Genomic DNA, 17,648 nt, shown 5'->3' on the forward strand with positions numbered 1-17,648 from the left:
GCTTCGGATCGTATCGCTGTGAATGGCTGCGCAGGTCCTGGCAAAAGCCTAGCAGGTCGGCGGCGCCGCCTCGGCCCACTCGCCCCGTGTCTTGGGATGACCCGTGATGGTGGCGTCCATGGCCGCCACGCGCCCCATAGCCTCCTTCAGGGACTTTGGTCCTTCGAAGGGGCGGCCGCCAATGTGCCATCCGTCGGGATGCAACTCTTCGATCAGCACCCAGACGACCTCACGGAACGCTTCAGAGCCTTCGAAGCGAACCATCACGTCGGTGAGGGCCTTGGCCATCTCATGCTTCTGGTCGGGCGTGAAAACGCCTTCGACAAGTTTCACGTTCAGGAATGGCATCATAGTTCTCCTTTTCTGAGGGGTGGGGCGGCGCGGTCGGTCGCGTCAGCACTGATCTCGACAACAACCTTCCCCGTCGATCGCCGGCCGGCGATCCAATCGTGCGCGGCCGCGGCCTCAGCGAAAACAAAGCGTGTCGGATCAAGGACCGGGCGAAGCTGCCCCCTGTCCGCCAAACGGGAGATCTCGCGCAGAATTTCGCCATGGTGGGCGCGGCCCTCCCCCGTAAGCAGCGGCAGAAGGGTGAAGACCCCTGAGTAGGTGGCGGCTTTGAATGACAAGGGCGCAAGCGCGTGCGTCCCCCATCCAAGGCAGCTCACTACGTGGCCGAAACGCCGGACGGCCTGGAAGGACAGGTCCAGACCATGCCCCCCGACCGTGTCATAAACCAGGTCGAAACCCAGCCCCCCGGTGTGCTCGGCCACGTAATCATGCACATCCCGTCGACGATCGATGGCGACGACGCCGAGCTCTGTCAGCAGCGCCTCCTTTTCTTGGCCGTCGACGGCGAAGACCTCGGCGCCCATCGCCTTAGCGATCTGAACGGCGACGCCGCCCACGCCGCCGCCACCCCCAAGGACGAGAACTTTCTGACCCGGCTCCACCCTGGCCCGGTCAACCAGGCCTTCCCAGGCGGTGATCGAAACGAGCGGCAGGGCGGCGGCCTCACGGAGCGTCAGCCGCTCGGGCGCCGGCGCCAGGAGCCGCGCGTCAACCGCGGCGTGGGTGGCCAGCGACCCCTGTATACCGCCGACGCCGCCGGTCATTCCGAACACGCGGTCTCCTGCCTGGAATGCGACCACGTCCTGGCCGACCGCCTCGACGAGGCCTGCGAGATCCAATCCCAGGACGCCCGGCGCTGGATGCCTGGCGTGCGCGGCTTCGCCGGCGCGGATCTTCAGGTCCAGGGGATTCACGCCGCTGGCTGCGACACGGACCAAAACCTGTCCCGGGCCCGGGACCGGTCGATCAAGCTCGGCTTCTCGAAACGCCCCCCCGGCTCGGTCGAGAACCAGGGCCTTCATGGTGGGACGGCTCATAATACTGACTCCGTGGCGTTTCGATCTGGATAGGACGCTTGGGGCGGCCGGGCCTTGTTGCGGGGCGCGCCCACTTGGACAGGAGCCTCTCCGGCGCGTTTATCGGACGCCTGCGGAGGCGCGCCGGCCTCACGCGCTTCGCGTGACATCGCCCAAAGTTCGTCGAGCACCGACCGAAGCAGGCCGCGCAAACGCTCGGGATCCCCAGCATCGTCGACTGGCCTTGCCAGCGCCGCGACAGCCTCCGCCGCGGCCGGATAAGCGACGCTGGGGCTTTGGACGGTAACTTCGGCCGCCAGCATGTAGCCGCGGCCAGGCACCGTCTTGAGCAGTTCGCGGTCCTTGCCGAGCGCCCTGCGCAGGCAGGAGATCTGGAAACGTAGATTGCTGTCATCGACGGTCGTCATTGGCCAGACATGACGGAACAGGTCTGCCCGCGCCACAACGCGCCCTCGCGCACGCAGAAGAATGTGCAGCAGGTCGAACGCCCGGCTGCCGATCTCCACGGGCTGGCCGTCACGGAGCAGAATCCGCGCAAATGGTAAGAACTGGAAGCTCCGGAAGCGGAGCTCTTCGGTGGAGGGCGGGGACCCGCCAGCGTCGGACGGTTCGGACGCGCAACGCCCGAGAGGCCAATGTGTAACTTCATCCAGCTCAGTCGCCAGCGGTCCGCTTGCGCTCATTGTCAGTGTCCTTCACCGGTGCTGAAGCTAAGGTCGCGGCCGAAGCCAAAACCCGCAGCAGAAACTTCCGAGAAGCGACTGGGCCGCCTTCAGCGACCCTCCACGAGCTCCCATTGGTTGGGACCGTGTTGCACGACGTGCACCGGGTGCAGCAGGGATAGCGACTGACCAAAGCCCTCCATGTCGCCTACACGGAAGCGGCCGGTGATCCGCAGCGCTCCCACCTCGGGATCACGAACCAACAGCTGTTTGGCCCCAAGTCGGTTCAGTTGAGCGGCGGCTTCGGAAAGAGTGACGTTCTCGAAGACCACATAGCGCGCCTGCCATCGGGCCACCTCGTCCAGATCGGCTGGCGACACCACGGGCTTCGCTCCCTCTCGGATGACAAGCTGCTGGCCAGGCTCCAGAAGGATCGCCGCGCCCGCCACCTGCGCCGCGCGGACCGACACGCGTCCCTCGACCAGCACGACCTGCAACTCACCCGGTCGCAGCTGGACGTCGAACCGCGTCCCGAGCGCCACGACTTTTTGGTCGGCCACGTGAACCGAAAAGGGGCGCCGCGTATCATGGGCGACGTCAAAGAACGCGCGCCCGCTCACCAGGCGTACGTCGCGTTGGCTGGCCGACAGCGCCACCTGGGCTTGGCTGCCGGCACGCAAGGTCATTCGTGTTCCGTCCGCCAACTGAAACGAGAGCGGACCAGCCTGGGAATTCGCGTAGGGCACCGGGGCCTGAGAGCCAGCCGCTATTGGTGGCGTCTTTGCTGGGCCTTGGGGCCCCTGCACCGCGACACCGATCATCGCCCCGACGGCCACCACCAGCACTGCAGCGGCCACAGCCGCGCTGAAGCGCCACTTCGGCTGTTCAGGCCCCGCCGCTCGAGCGTCAGCTCTCAAGGCCGCCAAGATCTCGTCGTCGGCGGCGCCTTCGAAGTCGGACCATGCTCCGTTGGCCTGCCGCCAAGCCTCAAGGTGCGCCGGATCAAGCTCCAGCCAATCGGCGAGCAAGGCGGTGTCCAATGGGCCGGCTCCCTCGGCCTGCCGATAGACCAGCCACGCGGCCGCGGCGTCCGGGGTCATTGCGCGCAGGTCGGTCAGCGTCAGGACTTCGTGCATCACGATCTCCCTCGCCGCACGGAGCTCAGGTGCTGCATCGCCTTCACCATGTGTTTTTCCACCGCGCTCACGGAAATACCGAGTTGATCGGCGACCTCCCGCGATTTTCGCCCCTCAAGGCGATGCAGGATAAAAATCCTACGTGTGCGAGGCGGGAGACCAAGCAAGGCTTCGGTGGCTGCGCGAAGCTCCTGCTTGCCCGCCAAGATGCGATAGGGGTCGAAATCCTCTTCGGCATGACGCTCGGCGTCGAATACTACGTGGGCGTTGGCCTTGCGCGCGAAGCGGCGACGTCCTCGATCGGCGAGCACGCGGGCGGCGATCTGGAAGACAAAGCCTCCGAGATGCTGAATGGGCTCATCGCTGTCGCGAGCGACGATCCGGGCGAAGACCTCTTGAACAAGATCGTCGACCTCGGAGGGATCTGGGATCCGCCGTCGGAAATACTGCGCCAGCCCTTGGCGTAGGGGTTCGGCTCGGTCGAGCACCGACAGCTCGCTCACTGGCCGCTCGCTCCCGGTGAAGTATGGCCTGGAAACCTCGGACCAAGCTTGGCCGCAGACCGCCGCCGGATCTGCCCCAGGCTGGTTACATCATGAAGGCCGATCCATATCGGAAGGTCTGCTTGCAGTGAGAATCCAGGCAAGAAGGGACCTGCGCGGTACAAAAATGGCTTGTTTCTAACTCGTTTAGACCGCAGCTCGGAGCGCCGGGCTGAGAAGCGGCAAAAACACAACTTTTACGTGCCTAATAGGAAGTGATGAAGCAATCCTGCGCCCCGCCGGAGAGCTGCAGCTTGACGCAAGACGGCCTCCTTCGTCGACCAAAAATTTGTAGCGCACCCGACATTGGCGATTAATCATCATATCGGGAACGTCGCTGTTGGCATTTGGTCCGGCGCGGCGCTGGGCGGGGGTCGAACAATGGCGCAAGCGGCGCTTCTTTGCGCAACGGCGGCCACCTTGGCTCTCGCCGCGCCAGCGGCTGCGCAAACCTACGCCGTTCCGGTGGATGTCCGCGGCGGCCCCTTGCCAGAAGCGCTCATTGACCTTGCAGAACAGACCGGCGCCGAAGTTCTTTTCGATCGGAATCGCATAGGCGGCTTCCGCTCGTCCCCGGTCCGCGGCCGCATGACCGCTGACGCGGCCTTTGCGAAGCTGCTGACCGGCACGAACCTCGTCGTGAGGCGCTCCCCGTCCGGAATGTGGGTTGTAGAGCCGCCGTCCGCGCCACCCATGGAGCGACTGGATGTGACCTTGCCCGAGCTGCTGGTGGTAGGTCGTCGTAGCCAGAACGCCGACATCCGCCGACTGGAGACTGATATCCAACCCTATCGGGTGGTCTCCGGCGACGAGATCACCAGCGCCAACCGGGACCATCTAGACCAGTTCCTGCGAGCCCGGGTGCCGTCAAACACCAGCGCGTCGCCTCCCAGTCTGGACACGAGAGGCGAGACCATTTCCGAAGTTGATCTTCGGGGCATCGGGCCGAGCGGCACTCTGGTTCTGATCGATGGCCGGCGCATGCCGAGCATCCCCGTCACCGTGTTCGGCTTTCGGCAAACCGACATCAACGCTGTGCCCCTGCACGCCATCGAGCGGATTGAAATTCTGACAGGTGCGGCGGGCGGCATCCATGGGTTCGGTGCCTTAGGCGGCGTAGTCAATGTTGTCCTTGCACGGGATCGGCCGGGGGTCGAGACCCACGCCACCGCAGGTCTCTCCTCGCGGGGCGATGCGGGCCAATTCAGTCTGGAGGGCCGAATTGGCTTCACTTCAAGCGACAGTCGAACCGATGTTGATCTCTACGTTGGCGGTTCGCGATCTGAGCCGTTGGCGAACGGCCGACGCCGCTACCTCGACGCGGACCGTCAGATCAGCGCGGCCAATGCTCCGAGGCAGATCGTGGCGCTGGGCCCCAACGCCAATTCGGTGTTCGTCGCCAGCTCAAGCGGCGGAAGCTCCCTGACCTTCAAGCCCCAGTATGGCGGCGCCACCATCCCTTCCAACATCACCTTCCTTCCGGTGGGCTTGTCAGGCGTCCCGGACGATCTGGTCGGCGCCCTCACGCGCAACGCGGGGCGCTTCGACGCGGGGCTCTCCGAGGGGATGGCGGAAGCGCCAATCGGGTCATCGCCCCAACTCGGCGCGCTGCTGGCCAATGTCCGACATCGATTTGACGGCGGGATCGAGACCTATCTGGACGTGGTGATGCTTTGGAACAGGGGAGACTACCGAGGTCAGGGCCGCGACCCCGTCGAATTCCTACCCGCAAGTTCACCGAACAACCCGTTCACCCGGGACATCCAGATTTCGTATCCGCTTAATGGACCCGCCTGGCGCCGGACATCGGAGGTCATGACCTCGCGGTATACCGCGGGGGTCCTCTTCCCGCTCGCGGTCGGCTGGAAGGGGGCGGCCGATCTCGCCATTGGGCGTGCGCAGTATGACTACGCGCAGCAGACGCGTGAGTATTCGAACTTCCTTCGGCCGCCCAACGTCCGCGCCCCCAACCCTTTCGGCGAGTGGACCGCATTCCAGACAGCAGCGTCCGCCTACATTTCCAACTCGATCAGCAGGCAAACGATCAAGAACGATTTCACGGACGTCGCCTTGCGATTGTCCGGGCCTGTGTTTCGCACCACTCAGGGTCCAGCGACCCTAAGCCTGCTCGCTGAAAGGCGGGTGGAGGAGGTCCCCGGTTACGCCATCCGCACTGATGGCGACGCGGGTCTGTCGATCGCCAACATCGCTTCGCGAAAGAGCGCCACCTCCTCGCTCTACGCCGAACTGAGAACCCGTGTGTTCGGCGACGACGCCCCGGTGGAGGTCCTTCGCGCCCTTGAGGTCCAGCTCGCAGTTCGTGAGGACACCGAGACTGATGAATTCGCGCGAAATCCGCGCGCGCCGACCACCACGGAGCGCTTGAAGGCGAGGTTCCACGCCACGACCTACACCCTCGGCGCCAAGGTCTCTCCGGCGCCTTGGCTGACCTTGCGCGGGAGCTACGCCACCGGAGCGACCCCGCCGGCGCTGCCTGCGCTGATCGAAGTCGTCGTGAGCCCTTCATTGTTGGGAGGCGAACGCGATCCCAAGCGACCGGGGGAGGTGATGGGAAACGAGGTCCGCTCACCTTGAAGACGCTGGGTTCGCCCGACCTCACCAATGTGCAGGTCAGCACGGCGTCTGTCGGGGCGATCTTCACGCCCTTCGGCCAAGACAGGCTCCGCTTCAGTCTCGACTACTCGCAAATCCGCAAGACCGACGCTGTTTTCACGCCAACCTACCAGACCATTATCGACAACGAGGATAACTGGAGGGGCCGGATCCTGCGGGCGCCTCTGACCGACGCCGACCGCGCGCTCGGGTATGCGGCGGGCCGAGTCGTGGAGTTCGACGCGCGTCCGCAGAACGGCAGTGAACTCGTGATCGACACGCTCGACGGGCAATTCACCTCGTCGCTGCCGTTCGGCGGCGGCCAACTTCAGCTCTATGGCGACGCAACCTATTTCTTACGTCAGTCGCAAAAGGAGCCGTTCCACGCCAGGATCGATCAAATCGCCTTCCTCGGCCGCCCTCTCGCCTGGAAAGGCAATATGGGCGCCGATTGGACTCGAGGCCCCGTGACACTCGGCGCCAATCTGCAATACTACGACAGCTATCGCATCTATCCGCCGACGGCTTCCGCCTCCGCTGCGACCCAGACAATCGCCTACCAGGGCTCAGAGCGAATTCCGTCGCAGACTTACCTGGACCTTCGCACGAGCTGGCGTCCGCCGGCCGGCTTCGCCGGCGCCCATCGCGCCCGCATTGATTTTGGTGTCGTCAATGTTCTCGATAAGGCGCCGCCCCGCGAAAGCAGCTTTGCGCTCACGCAGATTTACGGGACGTCGGGACCGCCCCTTCCGGGATACAGCCGCTATGGGGATCCACGTCGCCGGCGCTTTGTCGTGACGCTCAGTACAACATTCTAGAGGGATACGACCGCGACCTGGCGCAGTGACGGCATCCGCGGTCGCACTTAGTTTCGACATTCGCTCGTTGCTAGCCAGTGCGGAATTGCTGAGGCTAGAGTGGTGTGAACTCAGTGTGCCCCACAAGGATTGCATCCGGCTCCAGAGTCGACGCGACACGCGCAGCGCATGCTCGCCAAATTCGGCCTCTACTAGGAGACCGAGGAGCAAGTCGCTCAGGAGCGAGCCGTTTTGGAAACCCGGGTCGAAACGAGGGCCCGTGCGTCTGCCAGCGGCTGAGTGGCGAGAAGAGAGGTCCTCTCTTCTCGGGAGTTGGAAGCACCGAAACATCCAAGCCGTCACTATGCTCATACGGCTAGAAGGAAGTTGACGGACCTCCAGCCATTCGGCGGTCCCGCTCTGAACTAGTTGGGCAATCGGTTCTCTCCGATCTGGGGAGGCCGCCTGTGAGCCTCAACGAAGACGATCACGAAGAAATCTGACGAACGCATCGACCTTCATGGGAGCACGGCCTGCTGGAGGACGGACCGCAAAAAGTGCTGCCTGCGGCATGGGGTGAGCTCTCATGGCGACCTGCAAGCGTCCGGTGGCGATATGCTCGTCTGCAAGGAAGTCCGGAAGTAGAGCCAGGCCAAGGCCCGCGATTGCAGCGGCGACAAGGCCTGCTCCACTGTCGGCTGTGAACCTCGCCCGAGGCCGCACGCTGATCACTTGACCTCCATTTCGCAGCGGCCATGTCTCCGTTCCCAGAGCGACCATGTCATGGTTTATCAGGTCTTCGGGAGACACCGGCTCGCCATGCGCCGCCAGGTAGGCAGGGCTGGCCACCATCCGCCCATCAATGGCCTTGAGGCGTTGGGCCATTAGCCGCGAGTCTGGGAGGAAACCCACTCGTAGCGCCACGTCGAAGCCGCCGCCGACCAGATCCACGATACGGTCGGAGTATGCGGCTTGCACCTGCAGACCCGGATGCGCCGCTGCGAAGGCCGAGATCACATCCGCTAGCTCTAGCGTGCCATAGGAAATGGGCGCGGCGATGCGCAGGCGTCCACGCAGCTCCCCGGCCGGAGAGAGCGCGTCCACGGCGGCTTCACATTCGGCCGTAATACGGACCGCGTGCTCGTGAAGGGTTTCGCCCGCTTCCGTCAGCGTCGCGCCGCGGGTGGTCCGCGCGATAAGGCGCACGTTCAGCGACGCTTCCAGCCGCGCCAAACGCCGGCTGACGATCGATTTTGAAACACCGAGCCGGCGCGCGGCGCCGGTTACCCCCTGGGCCTGGGCGACTGCGGCGAAGGTTCGGAGGTCTTCAAGCCTCATGTGCGGTTCGAGTCACCAACGTGCTCCACGACAGGTGGGTGAACGTAGCGCCCTCGCCGCGCCCAGGTCGAATCCCTCCCCGTGAAAGCGCGTGAATTCTTGTGAGCCGGCCGCCGACTGAGCGCCGCGTTCCGCTGAAGGCGACAGAGGGTTGCCGGGTTCGGCCCTAGTGGGGTCGCCCACGAGCGCGCCATGACGGTTCAAACGGAGTTCCGCATGCGTGAAGCGAGCCAGGTGGGCGACGCGTTGACCCTCAATCGCCTGAAGATCATGGGCCCTAGTGCTGCGGCCGCGCTCCTGCGCGTGAGGCAAGCGGCGGGCATGACCGGTCTTGAAGCTCAATTGCTGGCGAACTGGCTAGCAAGCGACCCGGCGAATGCACTCGCGTGGCAGGCCGTCGACGCCGCTTGGTCCGACTTCGACACAGTCGACGACGATGAGCTTCTGTGCGCCTTGCGCGAGGACGCTCGGCGAACTTTCGAGCGGCCCCAGCGGTTATGGGGCGCAGCAGTCCTGGCGGCCACGGTCGTTGCTGCCGTCGTGGTGGGACTGGTCGTCCGGTGGTCCAGCCGCGAGGCTCGACAACCAAGGCGCTGATGCCCGCGAGACACAGGTCAGCGGGACAGCGCCCAACGGTGTCGGGCCACCACTGACCTCCCGTCTTTTTGCCTCCGCGGGGGAGATCGTTCAGATCGGACAGCCGCGCCGCCGAAGTCCGGCTCAGTCGCTTAGTCTTTCCGACGTGTCGGGGGCGAGTTCAGGAAGGCCATACTCGCGCGCGATCATGCCAAGCGCCTCCGCCTCCGGCTTTTCACGAACTGCTGCAACAAGCGCCACCGCGTCCTCTCCCACGAGGTAACGGAGCTTCGTATCGCCATCGGTCGCGGCCCGGATGAGGACGTCGGCGACCTGCTCGGCTTTGGCCAATGTTCCCGACGCGATGATCATATCGCGGTGCTGAACGACCTTGGCATAGATGGTTTCGTAGGCGGCGATACCGCCCCCGCCGGCGGTTTTTCGGTCCGCCGTCGAATGGAAGTCTGTCTCGACGCCGCCAGGCTCTATCAACTTTACGGCGACGCCTACTGCACGAAGCTCATACCAAATAGACTCAAAGAAACCTTCGAGCGCGAATTTGGTCGAGATGTAGAGTTCCGACGTCGGCAGTCCTACTCGCGCTCCAGCCGAACTTGTCACCAGCACTGTGCCTGCGCCGCGGGCCCGGAAGCCCGGAAGCACGGCTCGCAGGATGTTCATCGCTCCGAAGACATTCACGGCGAACTGGTCGTGAATTTGCTGCTGGGAGATCGCTTCGAAGGCCCCGTACTGCCCATAGCCAGCATTGGAGAGTAACGCGTCAATTTGGCCGAACTGACCAACGGCGGCGACGACAGCGTCGGCGCATTGCCGCTCGTCGCGTACGTCCATGGGATGGATCATCAACCGCTCGGACGGGACGAGTCCATGCGCCGCGGCGACGTCGGGCATAGTCGCTACGACATTCCAGCCCCCCGCTGCGAACCTTTGCGCCGCCGCCCGGCCGATCCCCGAAGAGGCGCCGGTGATCAAGATCGTCTTTGGCATCGTTGTTTCCCGAAATGCTGAATGCATGACGAGGTTCACCCTGCACCCGACGTAATCGGCCCGGGAGTGAATTGCTGTGAGAGGCTGAGAGCAGATGTGGCGGCGCGGGACGGGGCTTACTCCGTAGCCAAAGCGAGGGGCTTCCGCCGAAAGCGAACCACTACCAGGTACTTGAAGAGGCGCTTCAGCCAGCCTCGCCTAGGCGGTCGACCTTCTTGGATCGGTGATGTTGGCTCCCGCCGGATCGGTTCTGGCCCGAAATGCGTATTTCCGTAGTATTCACTACGTCGCTGCTCGGGAAACCTCTTGAAATCGATGTACTGAGTCCCGCAGTGGGGACAGCGGAACGAATATAGGTGCTTGTCCCATGGCGGCAACGCCTGTTCGAGGGCTCCGAGCGACCTAGGCTCAGGAGTCCCAGGCGGGCCAGGAGCGCCAGTCGTGCGCGCGCTGAAGATCAAGGTATAGCCCTTGCGATAGCCGCAGATCTCGCAGCCCAGCATGAGGACGCAGCCGGGGATTTCCGGGCGCCCTCCAAGCGGTGTTCCGCTATGGCGGGCGGTTTCGGCGCCCCCCGCCTAGCTTTTCTTCGGCTCCTCGACCTGTCGAACGGCCGAATCCGAATGCTGGCATCGAACGCGACCCAGTCTTGCGGTAAAGCCGACCCCGGTAGTGTGACGCTTCAGATATGATCGATGGTCTCACCTATGCCAAAGAGCATGGGAGTGCGGCGCAGGTTCTAACGGCCGAGTGGCCGCCTGGCGCCAGCAAGAGACATTGGCTCCAAGACCAACAGCGGACGCGTTCATCACAGCGTCTGCTTCGCCGGCGACAGGTGTCGCCGCCAAAAAGCCAGCCAGGCCTCGCGTTCGAATGACGGGACGCCGACGTGGCCGCCCGGGTTGACATGCATGGTCTTCTCGGTGGAGCCGAAAGCGTCGAATAGCGCCATGCCCTGCTCGCGGCTCATGAGCTCATCATCCCACTGGAAGGCAAACAGGAGCGGAATGCGGATGCGTTCTGCGGCGGCCTTGTGGTCTTCAAGACCCGGGAAGACGCCGAACAGCCCAAAGATCGCACAGGTAATCCGCGGCTCGTCGGCCACGAACGGCACGCCGAACCGCGTCCCCATCGAAACGCCCCAATAGCCGACAGGACCGCCGGCTCCGACGACATCCAGTTGCTGCACGGCGTCCAACGTCGACTTCCATTCGGCGACCGCTTTAGCGGCGTTGCCCGGAATTCTGGAGGGGCGAGCCGTCCCTCCCTTTCGCGCCGCCTGCCCCGCTGCGACCGCGGCCGCCCGCGCGCGATCAGCCTCCTCGCGGCTGATCCGATCCCCATGTCCCGGCGCATCGATGGCGACGGTCGCATAGCCCAGCTGGCGGGCGTGGGCTTCCGCCGAAGCGGTGATGTTCGCCACCTTCTTATGCTGCGAACCCCCATGGCCCATGAGGATCAAGGGACGCGGCCCCTTCGCCCCTTCGGGCGTCCAGAGGCAACCGGGGACGGTCTCGCCAGCGACTTCGATCGCGAACTCGCGCCTGACGACGCCGCCCGACGTTTTCTCGCTTCTAATCTCCACGACCCCCTCCCGTTCCGCCTCGCGGAACTATATTCTGATCATTGGAATTTTGAGAAACCCTATGCGAGGATGGAGGCAAGGCGCCAGGGGAAACATCGACTATATGGATCGCGCGGTCGCACGCAGTTTTCAGCTTCTCGAAACCCTCGTCAGGGCAGGCGATGGCGTGCGGCTGTCGGACCTGGCCGCGGAAACCGGCCTGCAGAAGAGCACCGCCCATCGCATTCTCGGAACCTTGAACGCTTTGGGTTACGTCGAGCAGGATGGGTCCTCCCGTTACCGCGCCACCTTAAAAGCCTGGGAGTTGGGCGCGGCGGTTGCAGCCAAGCATCCGATCCGGCGCGCCGCAGCCGGGTTCATGCAGGGCCTGCATCGGACGACCGGCGAGACGGTGAGCCTCACGGTCCTGTCGGGGGACGACGTCGTCTATCTGGAAAAACTCATCGCACCGCGGCCGGTACGCTTCCTCACGCGCGTCGGCAGCCGCGTTCCAGCCGTGCTCACCGCCAGCGGCAAGGCGATCCTCGCTGCGCGTCCAGACAGCGCTGAACGCGTCGCGCGGGCGGTGACCCCCCGCCCACTGAACGTTCCCGCCGTCCTTGCCGAACTCGATGAGGCTAGGCGGCGGGGATACGCGCTCTCCGGTTACAGCCCTGGCGTCACGAGCATCGGCGCTGCGGTCGTAACCGGAGGCGCACCCATTGAGGCGGCGCTTTCGGTGTCTGCGCCGGCCGAGCGCGTGACTGACAAGCGGCGCGACGCCATCGTCGAGGCGTTGCTCGAAACAACGGCCCGCATGGCCGAGTCGATGGATCGACCATGACCAACGCCGGCGGACTGTTTGTCGAGCCCCAGCTTGCGGCCTTCGTCGCCAGCGCGCTTGGGCGCGAAATTCCCCGGCCGCACCGCGATCTGGCGCGAGTGCATATCCTCGACACCTTGGCGTCCATTGTCGCCTGCCGCGACCTGGAACCGGCCGCCCTGGCCAGGACCTACGCCCTATCGCTTAGCGGCGGCCAAGGCATGGTGACCATCTTGGGAACGCGTGACCGGGCGGGGTTGGTGGACGCGGCGTTCGCCAGCGCGATGACGGCCCACGCGGCGGAGATCAACGACTTCATTCCCTCGGCCTTCGTCCAGCCAGGCCCCGCCATCGTCAGCGTAGCCTTGGCGCTGGCCGAAAGGCGCGGCGTCAGCGGCGCGGAGCTCCTGCGGGCGGTCACCGTCGGCTATGAACTGGCGGGCCGCATGCCCAAGGCGCTCGGGCTGAGCAACCTGCGCCGCGCAGGTCTGGCAAACCATGGAATCGGCCCGATCTTCGGCGCTGCGGCGACCGCAGCGGCGCTGATGCGCCTTCCTGAAGATCGGATCAGCGACGTCTGGACCTACTGCGCCCAGCAGGCGGCCGGCTCCTGGCAGTGGCTGCTCGATGTCGAGCACATCGAAAAGGCCTTCGTATTCGCCGGGCTGGGCGCTGAGGCCGGGCTGCGCGCCGCCCTGATGGTCGAAGCCGGTTTCCGAGGCGTGCGCGGCGCGCTCGACCATCCCGCAGGCTGGATGCGCGGCGCCCTGTTCTCCGCGGGCGACGGAGACCGCGGCTATCTCGTCTCGCAGCTCGACGAACGCTCAGAGTTGCCGCTCACCGCCTTCAAGCGATATCCAGTCGGCGGTCCCGCGCAGCCCGCGGTGGAGGCCCTGCTTGGCATGCTGCCCGCGATCGGCGCGGCGCCGGTGGAAGGGGTGCTCATCGAAATGCCAGGACGCTGGGAGGCCTTCCGAGACGCGGCCATGCCGGCGCTCAATCTGCGCTATCTGACGGCGATCATCCTGCTGGATGGTGAGTTGGAGTTCGTATCGGCGCAAAGCTTGCAGCGGATGGCCCACGACGAGGCCGTCAAGGCGCTGATGGCGCGAGTCGAGATCCGTCACGACCCTGCCCAGGAAATCCCGCCGCCCGCGCCGCGGCCGGAGTCTGCGCGGGTGACCGTCACATTGGCCGACGGGCGACAGGAATCAGCCTTCGTACCTCACGTGCTCGGCTATCCGACGCACCCGATGAGCAGCGCAGAGGTGGAGTCCAAGGCCCTGGCGCTGATGACCCCCGCTCTGGGGCCCGAGCGCGCAAGCGCAGTCGTCGCCGCCACCGCGCAATTGCACGCCCTGCCCGACGCCCGCGCCCTGATCGAACTCATTGCCCGCTAGAACGAGGTGACCCCATGAGCGCCGTAACATCCGACGCTGAGACCGTGATTGTCGAGACGGCCGCCGGCAAGGTGCGCGGCCAGCGGACGGGCGGTGTCAACGTCTTCAAGGGCATGCGGTACGGCGCCGACACGGGCGGGGCGAACCGCTTCCGCCCTCCACAGCCGGTGATCACTTGGACCGGCGTGCAGGACGCCTTCGAGTACGGCCACCAGTCGCCGCAGATGCGCGGGCCGCTCGCCGACAAGGGTCCGATGAGCGAGGACTGCCTGCGGGTGAACGTCTGGACGCCCGGGATCGACGACGCGCGACGGCCGGTAATGCTGTGGTTCCATGGCGGCGGCTTCGAGGCCGGATCGGCGTCGCAAAGGGTCTATGACGGGACGCGGCTGGCCCTGCGCGGTGACGTGGTGATCGTATCGATCAACCACCGCCTCAACGTCTTCGGGCACTGTTTCCTCGGCGAGCGGCTTGGCTCCGACTACACGACGTCCGGCAACGCGGGTTACCTGGACCTGATCGCGGCCATGCGCTGGGTGCGGGAGAACATCGGCGCCTTCGGCGGCGATGCGGATAACGTCACCATCTTCGGCCAGTCCGGTGGCGGCCGAAAGGTGAGCCTCTGCTACGCTGGCGAGGAGGCCCAGGGCCTGTTCCAGCGCGGTATCGTACAGAGCGGCTCGCACCTGCGCGTCCAGTCGCCGGAACATGCCGCCCGCCTGACCGACATGCTGCTGGCTGTGCTCGACATTGCTCCGGGTCAAGCGGCCAGGCTGCTGGAGTTTCCCACCGAGGCGCTGAGCGCCGCCCAGTTCAAGGTGATGCGCGAAAGCCGCTCGCGGTTCTCGCCGGTGCTGGACGGCCTGGCGTTCCAGACCCATCCGTTCGTCCCGGAGGCCCCGAAGGTTTCGCTCGATCTGCCGATGATGGTCGGGACCACGCGCACCGAACTCTCCAACCAGCTCGGGTACGAAGACGGTGTGTTCGACCTCGACACCGCCGAACTGAAGCGGCGTCTGGGGCGCTATGTGCCCGTCGAAGACGTCGACGAGGCGATCGCGGTCTTCAAGGCCGAAAGCCCCGAAGCCTCACCCACCGAGCTCTATTTCACCATCACCTCGGCCCGCGGCTACGTCCGCGACCAGACGATCATGACCGAGCAGCGGGTCATCGCCGGCGCGGCGCCGACCTATGCCTACCAGCTTACCTGGCGCTCACCTGCGGAGGGCGGCCGCCGGATCAGTCAGCACACCCTCGACCTGCCTTTCATGTTCGACAACGTCGCCAAAGCCCCCCACCTCACCGGTCCTGAGACCGATGAAACCCGGGCGCTCGCCCAGGCGATGTCGGAGACCTGGATCAGCTTCGCTAGAAGCGGCGACCCGAACAACGCCGCGATCCCGGCATGGGCGCCCTACGACCTCGCCGATCGTCCGGTGATGCTGTTCGACACGCCTACCCGCCTCGCCCACGATCCGCACAGCGCCGAGCGGCGCTTCATGAGCCGCTACGAGACCCAGCAGATGGGCCGCGCCCTGCATCGCTGACCCCAGGAGACCGCCATGTCCGAAGCCCGAAGCGCCGAAGCCAGACTTTTCCCTATCGTCGAGACGGCGGAGGGCAAGGTCCGCGGACTTCGGTCCGGGAAGATCAGCAGCTTCAAGGGCCTGCGCTACGGCGCCGACACCTCTGGCGCGAACCGCTTTCGGCCCCCGCAGCCCGTCGTCCCTTGGGCCGGGGTCCGCGACGCCCTGGACTACGGCAATATCGCCCCGCAGATCCCTGGAGACCGTCGGCACGCCTACGCTGATCTGATCTTGAACGACGTGCAGCCGGGCGGCATGGGCGAGGACTGCCTGGTCCTGAACCTCTGGACGCCCGATCCGAACCCGGCGGCGAAGAAGCCGGTCATCGTCCGCTTCCATGGCGGCGGCTTCTATGGCGGATCGAGCAACAATCCCGGTGGCGATGGAGAGATGCTCGCCCGGTTCGGCGACTGCGTAGTCGTCACTGTCAACCATCGACTGAGCGCTCTGGGCTACCTCTACCTCGCTGATGAAGGACCATACGCCGACTCTGGAGCCGCCGGCATGCAGGACCTCGTCGCGTCGCTTCAGTGGGTCGCGCGCAACATCGAGGCGTTCGGCGGAGACCCAAGGCGGGTACTGATCGTCGGCCAGTCGGGGGGCGGCGCAAAGGTCAGCCATCTGCTGGGCATGCCCAGCGCAAAAGGTCTGTTCTCCAGCGCCGGTGTCATGAGCGGCTCACGGCTGACGGCCATGAGGCGCGATCAGGCGGCCAAGGCCGCCGATCAGCTCCTGCGGCGCTTAGGCCTACGTCCCGACCAGATCCGCGACCTGCAGGCGGTCCCGTTCTCCGCCTTGCTTGCCGCTCAGGCAGACGTGGAGGCTGAGGATCGAGCCCGCGGCGAGGCTCCACGGTCGTTTGCGCCAGTCCTCGGCGATGCGATCCCGCACCACCCCTTCGCCCCTGGCGCGCCACCCGAGTCGATAGACGTGCCCTTGGTGGTCTCGACCGCGCTGGACGAGCGGACTTACCGGGAGACCCAATTCGACATGGGCTGGGACGAGGTGCGGCGAAGGCTGGAGCGTCGCGTAGGCGGCGACGCAGCCATGCTGCTGGCCGCCTATCGCGACGAGGACGGGCAGGCGACGCCCTTCATCATCAACGCCCGCATCAACTCGGACAGCTCGTTCCGGCTGGGCGCCACGACCATGCTGGAGAGGCGCATCGCCGGAGGCGGCGCGCCGACATGGTCATATCTCTGGGCGAGCCCCAGCCCCGCCTTTGGCGGGCGTTATGGCGCAGTGCACGGAATCGACGTCGCCTATTCAATGCATGACGTCCGTTTTCCGCTTGCCGGTCCGACCACAGACAACCTGCGCCTCGCGGACGAGATCGCCTCGGCCTGGGTCGCGCTCGCCGCCAACGGACGGCCGGACAATGCGGTAACCCCACACTGGGCGCCCTATGACTTGGCCGAACGCGACACTCTGGTCTTCGGCCATCCCACGCGATCTGTCGCCGATCCGCGGGGATTCTTTCGCGACTACTGGTCCAAGCAGGCGGCAAGGCGCCCGGAGCCCGCCGCCGGCGGGTGACCCGCGCGACAAGCGGACATAGGCTGCAGGGCTGGCAGCGGACCGGCGCCAACGTCCGCCTTACCGCCGTGCTGCTGTTCGTGGTCAACCTGCTGGGCTACGGCCTGGGGCCGCTGTTCATTGGCGCCGTCAGCGATGTGATCTTCTCGATGCAGGTGGCCGACCTCGGCCTTTCGCATCTCACGCGCGAAGCCTGCGAAGGCGCGGCCCGGACCGCCCTGGCCGCCGCAGAACAGGGCGCCTGCGCGGTGGCCCACCCCCAGAGCCTGCAGAGGGCGTTGCTGATCACCTCGGGTTTCTACGCCGTATCGGGCGCGTTCTTCCTGATCACCTGCCGCTGGCTGCGGCGGGACATGGTCGCGAAATAGGCCTGGGAGGCCGGCCCACGCGCCGGCGCCGCGATCGAGCGACGCGGAACGCGCAAAAGGCCCGTCGTGTTGTCGACGGGCCTTTTGTGAGATGACTGGGAGACCTTGGGTGCGGGGACAGGATTTGAACCTGTGACCTTCAGGTTATGAGCCTGACGAGCTACCGGGCTGCTCCACCCCGCGTCAGGGTGTGATTGTGGTTGAAGGGTTTTTGTATTGCATCCGTTTGGTAGACCTGGCGGCGACCTACTCTCCCGCGTCTTAAGACGAAGTACCATCGGCCCAGAGAGGCTTAACGACCGAGTTCGGAA

General features: G+C 65.4%; 16 protein-coding genes, 1 tRNA gene and 1 rRNA gene. 8 read left to right on the plus strand and 10 right to left on the minus strand.

The window, feature by feature from the left end; all coding sequences use genetic code 11:
* Positions 1-48: 48 nt before the first annotated feature.
* The 5 genes from ABID41_RS18285 to ABID41_RS18305 all read right to left on the minus strand — a co-directional run bounded on the left by ABID41_RS18285 (position 49) and on the right by ABID41_RS18305 (position 3,689).
* Positions 49-351 carry a tautomerase family protein gene (locus tag ABID41_RS18285; protein ID WP_354298393.1) on the minus strand — a complete coding sequence of 101 codons (303 nt, stop codon included), beginning with the start codon at positions 349-351 and terminating at the stop codon, positions 49-51.
* The gene (locus ABID41_RS18290; protein WP_354298394.1) at positions 348-1,388 is read right to left on the minus strand and encodes a zinc-dependent alcohol dehydrogenase family protein; all 1,041 of its coding nucleotides are present in this window, start codon (positions 1,386-1,388) and stop codon (positions 348-350) included. Before ABID41_RS18290 ends, ABID41_RS18285 begins: the two co-directional genes overlap by 4 nt.
* On the minus strand, positions 1,385-1,894 hold the full coding sequence (locus tag ABID41_RS18295; RefSeq protein ID WP_354298395.1) for a winged helix-turn-helix domain-containing protein: 510 nt from the start codon (positions 1,892-1,894) through the stop codon (positions 1,385-1,387). The genes ABID41_RS18290 and ABID41_RS18295 overlap by 4 nt, the downstream gene beginning before the upstream one ends.
* A 266-nt stretch (positions 1,895-2,160) precedes the next feature.
* Positions 2,161-3,186, minus strand: a complete 1,026-nt coding sequence (locus ABID41_RS18300; RefSeq protein WP_354298396.1) for a FecR family protein — start codon at positions 3,184-3,186, stop codon at positions 2,161-2,163.
* Entirely contained in the window at positions 3,186-3,689 is a 504-nt protein-coding gene (locus ABID41_RS18305; RefSeq protein WP_354298397.1) for an RNA polymerase sigma factor, read from the minus strand. The genes ABID41_RS18300 and ABID41_RS18305 overlap by 1 nt, the downstream gene beginning before the upstream one ends.
* A gap of 420 nt (positions 3,690-4,109) precedes the next feature.
* Here ABID41_RS18305 and ABID41_RS18310 point away from each other — a divergent pair, with 420 nt between their 5' ends.
* Together ABID41_RS18310 and ABID41_RS18315 are read left to right on the plus strand one after the other, a co-directional pair.
* Positions 4,110-6,323 (plus strand): TonB-dependent receptor, encoded by a 2,214-nt coding sequence (locus ABID41_RS18310; RefSeq protein ID WP_354298398.1) that lies wholly within the window; start codon positions 4,110-4,112, stop codon positions 6,321-6,323.
* The gene (locus tag ABID41_RS18315; protein WP_354298399.1) at positions 6,320-7,159 is read left to right on the plus strand and encodes a porin family protein; all 840 of its coding nucleotides are present in this window, start codon (positions 6,320-6,322) and stop codon (positions 7,157-7,159) included. The genes ABID41_RS18310 and ABID41_RS18315 overlap by 4 nt, the downstream gene beginning before the upstream one ends.
* Positions 7,160-7,612: 453 nt before the next feature.
* Here the strand turns inward: ABID41_RS18315 and ABID41_RS18320 are convergent, their stop codons facing one another.
* Positions 7,613-8,476, minus strand: a complete 864-nt coding sequence (locus tag ABID41_RS18320) for a LysR family transcriptional regulator (RefSeq protein WP_354298400.1) — start codon at positions 8,474-8,476, stop codon at positions 7,613-7,615.
* 192 nt (positions 8,477-8,668) lie between these two features.
* On the opposite strand from ABID41_RS18320, the gene ABID41_RS18325 reads away from it, so the two are divergent.
* On the plus strand, positions 8,669-9,073 hold the full coding sequence (locus tag ABID41_RS18325; protein ID WP_354298401.1) for a hypothetical protein: 405 nt from the start codon (positions 8,669-8,671) through the stop codon (positions 9,071-9,073).
* Between the two features lie 123 nt (positions 9,074-9,196).
* Here the strand turns inward: ABID41_RS18325 and ABID41_RS18330 are convergent, their stop codons facing one another.
* Both ABID41_RS18330 and ABID41_RS18335 read right to left on the minus strand, forming a co-directional pair.
* On the minus strand, positions 9,197-10,060 hold the full coding sequence (locus tag ABID41_RS18330; protein WP_354298402.1) for an SDR family oxidoreductase: 864 nt from the start codon (positions 10,058-10,060) through the stop codon (positions 9,197-9,199).
* 808 nt (positions 10,061-10,868) lie between these two features.
* The gene (locus ABID41_RS18335; RefSeq protein ID WP_354298403.1) at positions 10,869-11,522 is read right to left on the minus strand and encodes a dienelactone hydrolase family protein; all 654 of its coding nucleotides are present in this window, start codon (positions 11,520-11,522) and stop codon (positions 10,869-10,871) included.
* Positions 11,523-11,748: 226 nt separating this feature from the next.
* Here ABID41_RS18335 and ABID41_RS18340 point away from each other — a divergent pair, with 226 nt between their 5' ends.
* From ABID41_RS18340 to ABID41_RS18360, 5 genes are read left to right on the plus strand one after another with little or no spacing between them, the layout of a single operon-like run.
* On the plus strand, positions 11,749-12,468 hold the full coding sequence (locus tag ABID41_RS18340; RefSeq protein WP_354298404.1) for an IclR family transcriptional regulator: 720 nt from the start codon (positions 11,749-11,751) through the stop codon (positions 12,466-12,468).
* Complete coding sequence (locus ABID41_RS18345) at positions 12,465-13,847, plus strand: MmgE/PrpD family protein (RefSeq protein WP_354298405.1); 1,383 nt, start codon at positions 12,465-12,467, stop codon at positions 13,845-13,847. The genes ABID41_RS18340 and ABID41_RS18345 overlap by 4 nt, the downstream gene beginning before the upstream one ends.
* A gap of 14 nt (positions 13,848-13,861) precedes the next feature.
* Positions 13,862-15,394, plus strand: coding sequence for a carboxylesterase/lipase family protein (locus ABID41_RS18350; RefSeq protein WP_354298406.1), 1,533 nt, complete (start codon positions 13,862-13,864; stop codon positions 15,392-15,394).
* A gap of 15 nt (positions 15,395-15,409) precedes the next feature.
* On the plus strand, positions 15,410-16,969 hold the full coding sequence (locus ABID41_RS18355; RefSeq protein ID WP_354298407.1) for a carboxylesterase/lipase family protein: 1,560 nt from the start codon (positions 15,410-15,412) through the stop codon (positions 16,967-16,969).
* Complete coding sequence (locus ABID41_RS18360) at positions 16,966-17,337, plus strand: hypothetical protein (protein ID WP_354298408.1); 372 nt, start codon at positions 16,966-16,968, stop codon at positions 17,335-17,337. The genes ABID41_RS18355 and ABID41_RS18360 overlap by 4 nt, the downstream gene beginning before the upstream one ends.
* A 106-nt stretch (positions 17,338-17,443) precedes the next feature.
* Here ABID41_RS18360 and ABID41_RS18365 read toward each other — a convergent pair.
* Together ABID41_RS18365 and rrf are read right to left on the minus strand one after the other, a co-directional pair.
* A tRNA-Met gene (locus tag ABID41_RS18365) sits at positions 17,444-17,520 on the minus strand.
* 50 nt (positions 17,521-17,570) lie between these two features.
* A 5S ribosomal RNA gene (rrf, locus tag ABID41_RS19370) occupies positions 17,571-17,648 on the minus strand; the annotation flags it as partial.

The organism is Phenylobacterium koreense, assembly GCF_040545335.1.
GTDB lineage: Bacteria > Pseudomonadota > Alphaproteobacteria > Caulobacterales > Caulobacteraceae > Phenylobacterium > Phenylobacterium koreense.